This is a genomic window from Pseudomonas sp. p21, from assembly GCF_001642705.1.
GTDB lineage: Bacteria > Pseudomonadota > Gammaproteobacteria > Pseudomonadales > Pseudomonadaceae > Aquipseudomonas.
Genome location: NZ_LWBV01000009.1, coordinates 238,331 through 252,081 on the forward strand (window position 1 = coordinate 238,331; position 13,751 = coordinate 252,081).

Below are 13,751 nucleotides of genomic sequence, written 5' to 3' on the forward strand. Positions count from 1 at the left end.
CCCATGGAGCTACCCGTTACCGATGGCACAGCAGACAAAGCCGTGATACTTCTGGTTGACGACGAACCCTCGATTCTCAACAGCCTTCGTCGTCTGCTACGCAACCAACCCTACGAACTCCTCCTCGCCGAAAGCGGCGCCGATGCCCTGCAGTTGCTCCAGCAGCGCCCGATCAATCTGGTGATGAGTGATGCACGCATGCCAAACATGGACGGGGCCACGCTATTGGCGCACGTACATGAGCGTTTTCCCGACACCTTGCGCATTCTGCTTACGGGTTACGCTGACACGGACACCATCGCAAAAGCCATCAATGATGGGCATATCTATCGTTACATCAGCAAACCCTGGAATGATGAAGAGCTGGTGGTCACCTTGCGCCAGGCGTTGGCCCACCAACATTCGGAAAGCGAACGTAAGCGCCTGGAACAGCTTACTCAGGTTCAGATCAAGCAGCTCAAGGCGCTTAACGAAAGCCTTGAACAGCGTGTAGCGGCGCGCACCGCCGAGTTGCAACAAACTGCCGACATGCTTGACCTTGCCTATGAAGAACTCAAGCGCAGTTACGTGACCAGCACCGAGTTCTTTTCGCAGTTAGGCAACATGCGCCTGCCCAAGGCCAAGCAGACCAACCGGCAAGTCATAGAATTGATACGGGTGTATTGCGCCAGCCATGGGCTGGACGAAGGTACCTGTCGCAACCTGACCATGGCTGCAGCCCTCTACAACATCGGCAAGATGAGCTGGACCGACAGCATGCTCACCTGCCCTGCCGATCTCATACCTCCACAAGAGCGCGAACTATACCGGTCATACCCGAAACAGAGCGAAGCGCTGGTCATGACCCTGGAGCCAATGAAGGAGGCCGCACAACTCATACTTCACCACCAGGAACGCTGGGACGGCAGCGGTTTTCCGGGCCACCTGAAAGGCGCGGCAATTCCACTGGGCGCCCGCTGGCTGAAAATGGCCGTGGATTTCATCGAATTGCAGCGCGGACTGGTCCTGGATCGCCAGCTCAACAGCGATGAGGCACTGCTCTACATACGCAAATATTCTGGAAAGCTGTATGACCCAGACCTGGTGGAAGACTTCGTCAACGTCTGTGCCGAGTACATGCGTGACATTACCTTGACCGACCCGGCGATCAAGGTATTGAGCACCCACGAGCTGGCAGAGGGCATGATACTGGCGCGCAACCTCAATGCCGACAACGGCATGCTGTTATTGAATGCCGGCAAGGTACTGAGCGGTCTGCTGGTAAAAAAACTGATTGCCTTCGAAGAAATGGAAGGTGGCAAATACAGCGTGTTCGTCAGGATTCCCGAGCAGGCAGGCAGCCTGCAGCCGGCGCCCGCAGCGGCGGGCTGACCCGGTTGCGGGCAGGCGCTGAATCCGTTTGACCTGCATCGTGGCAAGCGCGGTGCCTGGCCGCCCCCGTATGACTGCCGTCTCACATATGCGACAATAGGTTCAATGTCTGGTCTCACCCCCCGCATTTATCGCCCAACAGCTCGGGCATGGCGTGCAGATGCTCTATCGACTTATGCGCGCTGGATTAACTCGTCCAACGACTGGCGGGAGCCGAAAAAGCTCCAGATTGGTCCGAAATTGGTCCGTAGCTGCGAAGAAGCCACGTAAGTTATTGATAGATAAGCTCCTTGATCTCCACCACCAACATCACCATGTAGTTTCCTAGGGGTGTCTGGCGGTGCTAAGGGGTTGAGTTTATTCGGCAAAACACCCCTCCTGCCCCCCTCATTTCCCCGTCAGTGGTATCAAAATTGGTATCACCTGGTAGCCGCCGTTGGCTGTCCGCTTTCGACCCAAAGCAGCCGGTGAGGATTATCTACAAAAGCGTGCACACATAACCTTGCGCAAGAGAGGGTGGAATCCGTTTACGCTCTAGCAGCCCGAGCTCACCGCCTGGACGACGGTAACTACACCCTGCATGACTGCAGTGGTTACTTGCACTTTGAAAATCTGCTAGCCTCACAATCCTAAACCGACAACTGGCTTTCTGTACGGTGCGCTGCCTTACGCATACTAGGGCTATCGCCCGGATAGAGTGAACTCCCGCCGTTGCCGGTACTTGATTGCCCCTTGTTTCCGAGGACTGGGATGCCCCCTGAAATAGAAAAGTTGCAAAAAACAATTGAAGCAATTACTGGCGTCACCGATGCAGTGGTTGATAAGGAATACGTGTCGGAACTCTCAGAGGATCATTTTAGTCTTCTTCCCTACGGGGACTTGCCGCTCGGCGCACTGCGCCGTACTCACGGCGGCCTGGCGGACGAAGTCATAATTACCGTTAACTTTGGCATCTCGCGAGATTTAGCAGGGCTTCAAGCTCTGGAGCTTATCTCCTGGTGCGTGCGCGATGCTGCGCGCGGTGGTGAGCCTATTCAGGTCAGGTCCTTGGCGCTTCCGCCTATTGGAGAGCAATTCGGCACGACGCTTCGCTTTGTGATCGAGTACTTCTACGTCGACCCGGAACAAGACATTGCGAAGCTGATCACCAAGGTGGGAGAGCTTGCCGATCAGTTCGGCATCATCCAAAACATGATGCCCCAACCCAGCCCTCTCAAAAAGTTCCTGCCGTGGCGTGCCAAACAAACCGGCACTGAACCGAGCCACGAAGACGAAAAAAGCAGTGACCGGCGCCGAGGAGCTTGGCTGATGCTAGGAGGCGTTGTTTCGTACTCCGGTTATACCAGACTTCCAGGTAGTTGGGCAGAGGGCTCTGGCCTGCTGGCAATCGGGATTTTTTTGGTCGCCTGTGCGATCATCTGTAAACAGTCCACATTGGCTTTCATACAGCGCATCATAGTTGCTGCAATTAGCTTCTCTCTAGCTTGCCATTTCGCAGCCAAGCTTTATCAGGATGTGATAAACGGCCGCTATGGAGCTCTTGCCAATCTGCCGACGAGGTCAAACTGGGACTTGACAGTATTAATTGGGATGATCCTGGCTCTCATTGGGATCTCGGCGGCTATGCTCTTCAAACCAAGCAAAAAGGGTAATAACCGATCCTGAAACGTGAATATCACATTTCAGCGCATCGAGCACGGCGATCCGCTTGAGCCACAGGTTTATTCGCTAGTGTCCTGTACGGTAATTTGAATGTTCGAGTTAACCGTACAGGAAACCCGGTGGGTAAACGCCATCCGAATTCCCTGTTCCGGCCGTTAGCGGCTCTTGCCAGCGGCAGCTTAGGGGCCATAGCGGCCTTCACAGCAACTGTAGGTTGTCCATGAAGCTCTCCATGCGGCGAAATGCCATGACTGATATGGAGGCGAGTCTTTTACAAATCAACCTCAGCTGACCGGGTCCGCTGGCTTGGCGAACTCAGTCGATGCCCACAGCACTCAGATGTTGGCGTCGATGAGGTGTGCGTGCTCGGGGTTATGGATGCTGCCGGTGTCGGCCAGGATCTCGCTCTGCACCCAGTCCCACACATCAGTGGCCGGACGCAGCGCCAGCCACAAGCACTCGCGCAGATCAGACGGCGGCGTCGGTCTGCTCATGGGTCACTTGTGCCTTCTTAGGATGGCATGTCGCCGGTATTGGTAGAGATCAATGTGCAGTCGACATGCGGCCAATGCGGGTGGATAGAAGCCTTAAGCAGTCAGTACCACGCATCCAGTGCGCGTAAGCGCTGGAGGGCGTGTTGATATTCACAGCGGAGTGCATAGGTGGCGCGAGCGGTCCCGTCAGCACTCTGTGCACCTATTCCGTCGCAGTCTGTTTTGACGTATTGCTTCCACCGCGCCTGAGATTCCTCCAGCAAGATCGGAACCGTCTCAAATGTCGCAAACGCGTTTGGATGCTCGGCCACATCTCGAGCAGTGATCAGTTTCTCCTGGTACTTCTGTTCGACCGCTTCGTTACTTGAGCGCACCATCGCCAAGAGACACATATCGCTATCGTTCGTAGTGTGCACGTCTGGTCTCCTAAGGCACTGCTGCCACACGGCCTCCACCTTGGCTGCGAACTGACGGACCGCCTCATCCAGCTCTTCTTCACGGCCCACATCAGCATGGGCAGCACCCATCACGAGCAACGATCCCATGCAGATCGCTTTAAAAAAATTCTTCACGCCTCACTCCCTGAGATATCTGTACAGAGACTGCATAGTGCCGCAACAAGGATCTGAGCGCCACGATACGGCGCATGGCTGCGGCAACCCGGGAAGGACTGCTGACCAAGAACCCCGCCGAGGTGATTGAGTTGCCGAAGCGGTCGCATAAGGAGATCGACCCGTTCACCCTGGCCGAAGCCAACACCATCATCGACAAGCTCTACGAACACAAGCATTGGCCGAGCCTCATCTATGCCGCGCTGTTCGAGTTTATGTTCTTCAACGGCCTCCGCTTGTCGGAGGCCTTGGCAGTGCGCTGGGATGTGATCGATATGGAAGAGAGGACTGTGCACGTAAAGAGGACCGTCGCCTTGGGCGAGGTGGAGGAAAGGACGAAAACAGGCAGGGATCGCTTCGTGCTGCTGAATGACCGGGCCTTGCGCGCGATCCAGTTCACCAGGGAATATGCGGACCGCCGCCGGCATGGGAAGGGAGCGGTGACCGAAACGCCATTCTCGTTCCCGCCGTCGAAGAACGCCGAGCACGTGAAACAGACCTCCGATCTGCACAAACAGTGGGTGCCGGTGCTGAATGAGCTGGGCATTCGGCGTCGTCCCCCATATAACTGCCGGCACACCTATGCGACAATATGCTTAATGTCCGGCCTCAACCCCGCATTTATCGCCCAACAGCTGGGTCACAGCGTTCAAATGCTGCTGTCGACGTATGCCCGTTGGCTCAACTCAAGCTCCGACTGGAGCGAGCTGGAAAAACTCAAGATTGGTATCAAATCGGTATCAGGTTGAAAACCAGCTCTGTAAGTGACTGATAGGTAAGCCTTTTGATCTCCACCGCCAACATCACCATGCAGTTCGGCTCCAAGCCGCTGTTCGAAAACGTTTCCGTCAAATTCAACAACGGCAACCGCTACGGCCTTATCGGCGCCAACGGTTGCGGCAAGTCGACCTTCATGAAGATCCTCGGCGGTGACCTGGAGCCGTCCGGTGGCCAGGTCATGCTCGAGCCAAACACTCGCCTGGGCAAACTGCGCCAGGACCAGTTCGCCTACGAGGAATTCACCGTGATCGACACGGTGATCATGGGCCACGGCCAGCTGTGGAAGGTCAAGGCCGAGCGTGACCGCATCTACTCGCTGCCGGAAATGACCGAGGAAGACGGCATGGCCGTCGCAGAGCTGGAAACCGAATTCGCCGAGATGGACGGCTACACCGCCGAATCCCGCGCCGGTGAACTGCTGCTGGGCCTGGGTATTCCGCTGGAACAGCACTTCGGCCCGATGAGCGAAGTGGCACCGGGCTGGAAGCTGCGCGTGCTGCTGGCCCAGGCGCTGTTCTCGGACCCGGACGTGCTGCTGCTCGACGAGCCGACCAACCACTTGGACATCAACACCATCCGCTGGCTGGAAACCATCCTCACCGCGCGTAACAGCACCATGGTGATCATTTCCCACGACCGGCACTTCCTCAACAGTGTCTGCACCCACATGGCCGACCTGGACTACGGCGAGCTGCGCGTGTTCCCGGGCAACTACGACGAGTACATGACCGCTGCCACCCAGGCCCGCGAGCAACTGCTGTCGGACAACGCCAAGAAGAAAGCCCAGATCGCTGAACTGCAGACCTTCGTCAGCCGCTTCTCGGCCAACGCCTCGAAGGCCAAGCAGGCCACCTCGCGGGCCAAGCAGATCGACAAGATCCAGTTGGCCGAGGTCAAGCCGTCGAGCCGGGTGAGCCCGTTCATCCGCTTTGAACAGACCAAGAAGCTGCACCGCCAGGCCGTTACCGTCGAGAAAATGGCCAAGGCCTTCGACGACAAGGTGCTGTTCAAGGACCTGGGCTTCACCATCGAAGCTGGCGAGCGCGTGGCGATCATCGGCCCCAACGGTATCGGCAAGACCACCCTGCTGCGCACCCTGGTCGGTGAAATGGCCCCGGACAAGGGTGAAGTGAAGTGGACCGACAGCGCCGAAGTGGGCTACTACGCCCAGGACCACGCCCACGACTTCGAAGACGACATGACCTTGTTCGACTGGATGGGCCAGTGGACCTCCGGCGAGCAGGTGATCCGCGGCACCCTCGGGCGCATGCTGTTCTCCAACGACGAGATCCTCAAGTCGGTGAAGGTGATTTCCGGTGGTGAGCAAGGCCGCATGCTGTTCGGCAAGCTGATCCTGCAGAAGCCGAACGTACTGGTGATGGACGAGCCGACCAACCACCTGGACATGGAATCGATCGAGGCGCTGAACCTGGCGCTGGAAAACTACCCAGGCACCCTGCTGTTCGTCAGCCACGACCGTGAGTTCGTGTCGTCGCTGGCCACGCGCATCATCGAGCTGTCGGCTGATGGCGTGGTGGACTTCAGCGGTACCTACGACGATTACCTGCGTAGCCAGGGCGTACTGGTCTGATTGACAGGGCGGCCTGGCCATGTTGTATGGCAGGGCCGGCCTCTTCGCGGGTAAACCCGCTCCCACAGGGACTGCGTAGCATTTGAGGCCTATGCAAATCCTGTGGGAGCGGGTTCACCCGCGAACAATCCACCGTCAATCCCACAGTCTGGCACTGCCCGACGAATAATTCGTTAGCCTGCTTTCATTTCCTTCACGCAACGGCCATGATGGGACCACGCCCAACCGCCCGCCCGCGAACGAGCCCATGACCGCGCAACAGCCCGTCCCCGCCAGCAACACGCTGCAAATCACCCTGCAGATCCTGTCGATCGTTTTCTACACCTTCATTGCCTTCCTCTGCATCGGCCTGCCCATCGCCGTGCTGCCCAGCCATGTGCACGACCAGTTGGGCTATGGCGCGGTGGTCGCCGGGCTGACCATTGGCCTGCAATACCTGGCCACCCTGCTCAGCCGCCCGTTTGCCGGGCGCGTGGCGGATACCTTGGGGGGCAAGCGGGCCATTCGCTTCGGCTTGCTGGGGATTGCCGGCTGCGGGGCGTTGACCCTGCTATCGGCCTGGACCCTGACGCTACCGCTGCTGAGCCTGGTGCTGTTGCTCGGCGGGCGCTTGCTGCTGGGCATCGCCCAAGGGCTGATCGGCGTGGCCACGCTGAGCTGGGGTATCAGCCAGGTCGGGCCCGAGCATACCGCCAGAGTGATTTCCTGGAACGGTATCGCCTCCTATGGCGCCATCGCCATCGGCGCCCCGTTGGGCGTACTGACCGTGGACGGGCTGGGCTTCAGCGTGCTGGGGCCGGCATTGCTGGTGCTGGCGGTATCGGCCCTGCTGGTGCTGCGCAGGCGGCCAGACGCAGTGGTGGTGCGCGGCGAGCGCCTGCCCTTCTGGTCGGCCTTCGGCCGCGTCGCACCGTGCGGCCTGGGCCTGACCCTGGCTTCTATCGGCTACGGCACCCTGACCACCTTCGTCACCCTGTATTACCTGGAGCGCGGCTGGGTGGGCGCGGCCTGGTGCCTGAGTGCCTTTGGCGTGTGCTTCATCATTTCGCGGCTGCTGTTCGTCAACGCAGTCAACCGTTTTGGCGGCTACAACGTCGCAGTCACGTGCATGGCCACTGAAGTGCTCGGCCTGAGCCTGCTGTGGCTGGCACCGTCGCCATCGTGGGCGCTGATCGGTGCCGGGCTTACTGGGTTCGGGCTGTCGCTGGTATACCCGGCGCTGGGGGTGGAGGCGATCAAGCAGGTGCCTAGCAGCAGTCGTGGCGCAGGGCTGGGCGCCTACGCGGTGTTCTTCGACATCGCCCTGGCCATCGCCGGGCCGGTGATGGGCGCGGTGGCCGTGCACCTGGGCTATGCCTCGATCTTCTGTGTGGCGGCCCTGCTCGCCCTGGCCGGTGTCGGCCTAACGCTGTTGCTGGCGCGGTGCGCTGGTCGCGGCTGAACGCTCGGCCGGCTGCGGCGCGCCCAGCGCCTGGCTGAAGAACGCCGCGGTTTCACGCTGCAGTGAATGATGGATATGACGGCGGTCCACACCTTCGGCGTCCTTGCACAGCGCTGGCATCCGCATGTACTGCTCGGCATCGCAATGGGCCATGAACACGAAGTGCCCGGCACCGGCCAACAGGCGGTAATCCGGTGTGACAGGCAGCTTGCGGGCCAGGGCTTCGGCGTTACGGTCCACAGCCACCAACTGGTCGCTGTCGCCACTGTAGATCAGTGCCGGCACCTGCACCCCGGCCAGGGCATGGCGCCCGAACAACAGGCTCAACGGTGCCATCAGCATCACCGCCCCCACCCGCTGGTCGGCCTCGGGCGCCAGCTCGCTGCGATCAGCAATCAGTACGCCGTGGGTCTTGCAGGCGTCGCCGTCGTTCGGGCGCTCCAGGCAATACTGTCGCAGGCGGTCCAGGTCGGGGCGCGCGCCGGAGAGAATCAAAGCGGTTTCACCACCGGCCGAGTAGCCGATCACCCCCACCTTGCCGTCGTTCAGGTAGGGCCCCAGCAAGGCATCATCGCGAGCGGCCGTGATGGCGGCACTGACTTGCAGTGGCCGGCCATACAGGTTGCTCAGGGTGCCCAGGCGACTGTGGTCGCGGGCGTTGTCCCCGGGGTGTACCACCGCCACCACGATAAAGCCCTGGCGCGCCAGCGACGTCGCCAGGTAGTGCAAGGCCAGCGGGCTGCCAGTGTTGCCGTGGGACAGCACCAGCAACGGGAACTGGCCCAACGCTACCGGCGCCTCTTCAGTCACGTTGACCGGGTAGCCGTCGATGCGGCTGGTGCGGGTTTTGCCAATGGCCGGGTAGAACGCCAGTGCCTGCATGGGCCGGGCGTCGACCGGGTCGGCCAAGGTCATGTAGTGCAGGCCGGCAACCCAGGGCGCGGCCTCGGCGTGGGCCAGCAGGCCGCCGAGCAAGGCCAGCGCCAACACGCAGCGTGCAAGAGTCATCGGCCGGCGGTTCCTTGCAGGGCGAAGAGATAGCCCAGCATAGAACCGGCCTGGCCTGCGCCGGATGAAACCTGGATGAAACCGAAGTCATGCACTTCACGCTCGCACCCTATGCATTTGCGCTATTCGTCGAACCCGTGGCATAGATGCAGATCCACGTTCTTACGTGACCGTTTCGCGCCATTGAAGGAGATTCATGCATGAGCAAGCCCGCCTACGTACCACCCAAGGTCTGGCGCAACGACGCAGCGTCCGGCGGCCAGTTCGCCAGCATCAACCGCCCGGTTGCCGGCCCGACCCATGACAAGGACCTGCCGCTGGGCAAGCACCCGCTGCAGCTGTACTCCCTGGCCACGCCCAATGGCGTCAAGGTCACCATCGCCCTCGAAGAGCTGCTCGCGCAGGGCCACCAGGGTGCCGAATATGATGCCTGGCTGATCCGCATTGGCGAGGGCGAGCAGTTCTCCAGCGGCTTCGTCCAGGTCAACCCCAACTCGAAAATCCCCGCCCTGCTCGACCGCAGCGTCGAGCCGCCGGTGCGGGTGTTCGAGTCGGGTTCGATCCTGCTGTACCTGGCGGAAAAATTCGGTGCTTTGCTGCCGAAAGCGCCAGCTGCACGCACCGAGAGCCTGAACTGGCTGTTCTGGCAGATGGGGGCGGCGCCTTATCTGGGCGGTGGCTTTGGCCACTTCTATGTGTATGCGCCGGAAAAGTTCGAGTACGCCATCAACCGTTTCACCATGGAAGCCAAGCGCCAGCTGGATGTGCTCGACCGGCGCCTGGCCGAAAGCCGCTACCTGGGCGGCGAGGAATACAGCATCGCCGACATCGCCGTGTGGCCGTGGTATGGCCAGCTGGTGCGCGGCAACCTGTATGGCGCTGCAGAGTTCCTGGCGGTGGACGAGTACCGACATGTGCAGCGCTGGGCCGAGGAGATTGCCTTGCGCCCGACGGTACAGCGCGGCACCCGGGTGAACCGGACCTGGGGGGATGAAGCCAGCCAGGTGCCGGAGCGGCATGCGGCGGCAGACCTGGACGGTTGACGCGCCCCCTTGTGGGAGCGGCCTTACGTCGCGAAAGGGGTGCGAAGCGCCCCCAGGGTCTTCGTACCACTGTGAAATCGCCGCGGCCGCTCTGCGGCCCTTTCGCGACGCAAGGCCGCTCCCACAAGAGTCCGTGCAGTGCTTGGGAAGGCCCCGACAATGCCCGCCTGCAAAAAACCATTTGCCCCCGCGCAAACCTGCGCCCGGCAAGCCCTTCTTGTACACTCCTCGCATTAGCCCCCACCTGCACATTTTTTTTTGGTGAACGCATGATCGAGGTAACCGAGGTTTCCATTGCCGAGCTGCGCGACGCGCTCGAATCGGGTCGCACGACGGCGGTCGAGCTGGTCCAGGCCTACCTGGCACGCATCGACGCCTACGATGGCGCCGACACCGCCACTGCCCTGAACGCCGTAGTGGTACGCAACCCCGAGGCACTGAAAGAAGCAGAGGCCTCCGACGCCCGTCGTGCCAAAGGCCAGGTCCTGAGCCCATTGGACGGCATCCCTTACACCGCCAAGGACAGCTACCTGGTCAAGGGCCTGACCGCTGCATCGGGCAGCCCGGCCTTCAAGGACCTGGTGGCCCAGCGCGACGCCTTCACCATCGAACGCCTGCGCGCCGCCGGCGCCGTGTGCCTGGGCAAGACCAACATGCCGCCCATGGCCAACGGCGGCATGCAGCGCGGCGTATATGGCCGCGCCGAAAGCCCGTACAACGCCAACTACCTGACCGCACCGTTCGCCTCGGGCTCGTCCAACGGTGCCGGCACCGCCACCGCCGCCAGCTTCAGTGCCTTCGGCCTGGCCGAAGAAACCTGGTCCAGCGGCCGCGGCCCGGCGTCCAACAACGGCCTGTGCGCCTATACCCCGTCGCGCGGGGTGATTTCGGTGCGTGGCAACTGGCCGCTCACACCGACCATGGACGTGGTGGTGCCCTATGCCCGCACCATGGCCGACCTGCTGGAAATTCTCGATGTAGTCGTAGCTGACGACGCCGACAAGCGTGGCGACCTGTGGCGCCTGCAACCCTGGGTGCCCATCCCGGCGGCTTCGACGGTGCGCCCGGCTTCGTACCTGGACCTGGCCGTTGATGCCAGCGCGCTCAAGGGCAAGCGCTTTGGCGTGCCGCGCATGTACATCAATGCCGATGCCGAAGCCGGTACTTCCGAAAAGCCTGGCATTGGCGGCCCGACCGGCCAGCGCATCAACACCCGCGCCACGGTGATCGACCTGTGGCAGCAGGCTCGCCAGGCACTGGAAGCGGCCGGTGCCGAAGTGCTGGAAGTGGACTTCCCGCTGGTGTCGAACTGCGAAGGTGATCGCCCGGGCGCACCGACCGTGTACAACCGCGGCATCGTCAGCAAGGAGTTCCTGCATGACGAACTGTGGGAGCTGTCGGGTTGGGCCTTTGACGACTTCCTGCGCGCCAATGGTGACCCCAGGCTCAACCGCCTGGCCGACGTCGACGGGCCGCAGATTTTCCCCCACGACCCGGGCACCCTGCCCAACCGTGAGGACGACCTGGCTGCCGGCATGGACGAATACGTCAACATGGCCAAGCGTGGCCTGAAGACCTGGGACCAGATCGAGACCCTGCCCGACGGCCTGCGCGGTCTGGAGCAGACCCGCAAGATGGACCTGGAAGACTGGATGGACAAGCTGGGCCTGGATGCGGTGCTGTTCCCCACCGTTGCCGATGTGGCCCCGGCTGATTCCGACGTCAACCCGGTATCGGCCGACATCGCCTGGAGCAACGGAATCTGGGTGGCCAACGGCAACCTGGCGATCCGTCACCTGGGGGTGCCGACCGTGACTGTGCCGATGGGCGTGATGGCCGATATCGGCATGCCAGTGGGGTTGACCTTTGCGGGCCGGGCTTACAGCGACAATGCGCTGCTTAGCTTCGGTGCAGCCTTCGAGGCAACCGGGTCGCGGCGGATGATCCCGCCGCGTACCCCGGCCCTGAGCTGAGGCCTGAAGGGGCTGCTTTGCGGCCCATTCGCGGGTAAACCCGCTCCCACAGGGACCCCACAGTACTCAAGACCTGTGGTGAACCTGTGGGAGCGGGTTTACCCGCGAATAGACCTGAAAAAGCAAATCGCAAAATTCAACTTCATGTGTAAAAATACACAAAACGTTGATTTTGCGATCTGCCATGCCTATCACCCCCAGCGAAGAACGCCAGCTCACCCTCACCGTCCTCAAGGCCGCCATCCAGGCCCTGGGCAGCGTTGCCGCGCGCAACATGGAAATCCTTTTGCACGACCTCGACCACCCGGAACACTCCGTGGTGGCGATCGTCAACGGCCACCTTTCCGGCCGCAGCGTCGGTAGCCCGATCCTCGCCGCCCCGGAACAGGACCAAGGTTTCAAGGCACTGATGCAGGCGTCGGCCGACCAGCACGGCTGCACGCCGGTAGTGCTGCCCGACTACCCTACCACCCTCAAGGGCCGCACCCTGCGCAGCGCCACGGCGATCTTCCGCGACCGCAGCGGGCACCCCTTCGCCAGCCTCTGTGTCAACACCGACGTCACCGGCCTCGACGCCGCCATGAGTTTTCTCCAGCAGTTCCAGCCGCTGGGGGCAGCGCCTGCCGTCAGTGAACCCGCCGACATGGAACTGCTGATGAGCGAGATAATCCAGGCATCCCTGCAGCGCAGCGGCCAAGGGCGGATGAACAAACAGGCCAAGGTCGAGGCCGTACGAGTGATGCAGGAGCGTGGCCTGTTCATCGTCAAGGGCGGCGTGGAAAAGGCCGCCAGCGCCCTTGGCGTGACCCGCTACACCGTTTACAACTACCTTGAGCAACTGCGCGGAGCCAGCCAATGACCTTGCATATTCATACCCCCCTGATCGAATCCCGGCCGCTTTCGCTGGCCGCTGGCCGCAACGTCTGGCTCAAGCTCGAGGCCCTGCAGCCCTGCGGCTCGTTCAAGCTGCGCGGCGTGGGCCACGCCTGCGAGGTGCACCATGCCCGTGGCGCGCGGCATTTCGTGTCTTCCTCGGGCGGTAACGCGGGCCTGGCAGTGGCCTATGCCGGGCGCAAGCTGGGCGTGGCGGTGACCGTGGTGGTGCCCGAGACCACCACTGAGCGGGCCAAGGAGCTGCTGCGCCTGGAGGACGCACAGGTAGTGGTGCATGGCAGCTCCTGGCAAGAAGCCAACGCCCTGGCGCAGACCCTGGTCGGCCCGGATGACGCCTTCATCCACCCATTTGACGACCCGCTGCTGTGGGCCGGGCATGCCAGCCTGGTGGATGAAGTCGCCGAGGCCGGCATGAAGCCGGATGCCGTGGTGTTGTCGGTGGGCGGTGGCGGTTTGCTCAGTGGCGTGGTCGAGGGGCTGCAGCGCAACGGCTGGGGCGATGTGCCGGTGCTGGCGGTGGAAACCGAAGGCGCGGCATCGCTGCATGCGGCCATCCAGGCGGGGCATTCGGTGGAGCTGGAACGTATTGCCTCGGTGGCGACGTCGCTGGGGGCCAAGCGTGTGGCTGACCAGGCGCTGGTGTGCGTGCAGCAGCATCCGGTGCACAGCCATCTGGTCAGTGACCGCGCTGCCCTGGAAGCCTGCGAGCGGTTCCTGCGAGACCATCGCGTGCTGGTGGAACCTGCCTGTGGGGCGGCGTTGGCACTGGCCTATACACCAGGCGCCCTGGCGCAGTACCAGAATGTGCTGGTGGTGGTTTGTGGTGGGGCTACCGCCACGCTGGAGCAGATCCAGGCGTGGTTGAAGCAGGTTGATTGAGGTT

The 13,751-nt window shown here is 61.7% G+C and carries 11 protein-coding genes and 2 pseudogenes; 10 read left to right on the top strand and 3 right to left on the bottom strand.

Translation table 11 applies throughout. The features are described 5' to 3' along the window. Nucleotides 1-3 precede the first annotated feature (3 nt). The 3 genes and pseudogenes from A4C63_RS23350 (at nucleotide 4) to A4C63_RS26635 (ending at nucleotide 3,036) form a co-directional block, all read left to right on the top strand. Nucleotides 4-1,371, top strand: a complete 1,368-nt coding sequence (locus A4C63_RS23350) for an HD domain-containing phosphohydrolase (protein ID WP_063914804.1) — start codon at nucleotides 4-6, stop codon at nucleotides 1,369-1,371. A 63-nt stretch (nucleotides 1,372-1,434) separates the two neighbouring features. Further along, nucleotides 1,435-1,641 (top strand): annotated as a pseudogene (locus tag A4C63_RS26885) (site-specific integrase); the annotation flags it as partial. 480 nt (nucleotides 1,642-2,121) lie between these two features. After that, nucleotides 2,122-3,036 carry a hypothetical protein gene (locus A4C63_RS26635; RefSeq protein ID WP_063914805.1) on the top strand — a complete coding sequence of 305 codons (915 nt, stop codon included), beginning with the start codon at nucleotides 2,122-2,124 and terminating at the stop codon, nucleotides 3,034-3,036. A gap of 332 nt (nucleotides 3,037-3,368) precedes the next feature. Here the strand turns inward: A4C63_RS26635 and A4C63_RS26445 are convergent, their stop codons facing one another. Further along, nucleotides 3,369-3,527, bottom strand: coding sequence for a hypothetical protein (locus A4C63_RS26445; RefSeq protein ID WP_156510918.1), 159 nt, complete (start codon nucleotides 3,525-3,527; stop codon nucleotides 3,369-3,371). A gap of 101 nt (nucleotides 3,528-3,628) precedes the next feature. Next, nucleotides 3,629-4,099: a lysozyme inhibitor LprI family protein gene (locus A4C63_RS23360; RefSeq protein ID WP_156510919.1), complete on the bottom strand. Its 471-nt coding sequence runs from the start codon at nucleotides 4,097-4,099 to the stop codon at nucleotides 3,629-3,631. Nucleotides 4,100-4,194: 95 nt separating this feature from the next. Here A4C63_RS23360 and A4C63_RS23365 point away from each other — a divergent pair. From A4C63_RS23365 to A4C63_RS23375, 3 genes and pseudogenes are all read left to right on the top strand, one after another. Next, a pseudogene (locus tag A4C63_RS23365) lies at nucleotides 4,195-4,887 on the top strand (tyrosine-type recombinase/integrase); the annotation flags it as partial. Between the two features lie 35 nt (nucleotides 4,888-4,922). Continuing rightward, complete coding sequence (locus A4C63_RS23370; protein WP_063914807.1) at nucleotides 4,923-6,509, top strand: ABC-F family ATPase; 1,587 nt, start codon at nucleotides 4,923-4,925, stop codon at nucleotides 6,507-6,509. A gap of 247 nt (nucleotides 6,510-6,756) precedes the next feature. Next, nucleotides 6,757-7,950, top strand: a complete 1,194-nt coding sequence (locus A4C63_RS23375; RefSeq protein ID WP_063914808.1) for an MFS transporter — start codon at nucleotides 6,757-6,759, stop codon at nucleotides 7,948-7,950. On the opposite strand, the gene A4C63_RS23380 is transcribed toward A4C63_RS23375, so the two are convergent. After that, a complete protein-coding gene (locus A4C63_RS23380) occupies nucleotides 7,912-8,958 on the bottom strand; it encodes a dienelactone hydrolase (RefSeq protein WP_063914809.1) in 1,047 nt (348 codons plus the stop codon). The two genes, A4C63_RS23375 and A4C63_RS23380, sit on opposite strands and share 39 nt — an antisense overlap. 200 nt (nucleotides 8,959-9,158) lie before the next feature. Between A4C63_RS23380 and yghU the strand changes: the two genes are divergently transcribed. From yghU to A4C63_RS23400, 4 genes are all read left to right on the top strand, one after another. Continuing rightward, nucleotides 9,159-10,001: a glutathione-dependent disulfide-bond oxidoreductase gene (gene yghU / locus A4C63_RS23385; RefSeq protein WP_063914810.1), complete on the top strand. Its 843-nt coding sequence runs from the start codon at nucleotides 9,159-9,161 to the stop codon at nucleotides 9,999-10,001. 269 nt (nucleotides 10,002-10,270) lie between these two features. Then, complete coding sequence (locus A4C63_RS23390) at nucleotides 10,271-11,974, top strand: amidase (RefSeq protein WP_063914811.1); 1,704 nt, start codon at nucleotides 10,271-10,273, stop codon at nucleotides 11,972-11,974. Between the two features lie 184 nt (nucleotides 11,975-12,158). Beyond that, entirely contained in the window at nucleotides 12,159-12,833 is a 675-nt protein-coding gene (locus tag A4C63_RS23395) for a transcriptional regulator (protein ID WP_063914812.1), read from the top strand. Further along, nucleotides 12,830-13,747 (top strand): pyridoxal-phosphate dependent enzyme, encoded by a 918-nt coding sequence (locus tag A4C63_RS23400; protein ID WP_063914813.1) that lies wholly within the window; start codon nucleotides 12,830-12,832, stop codon nucleotides 13,745-13,747. Before A4C63_RS23395 ends, A4C63_RS23400 begins: the two co-directional genes overlap by 4 nt. Nucleotides 13,748-13,751 lie beyond the last annotated feature (4 nt).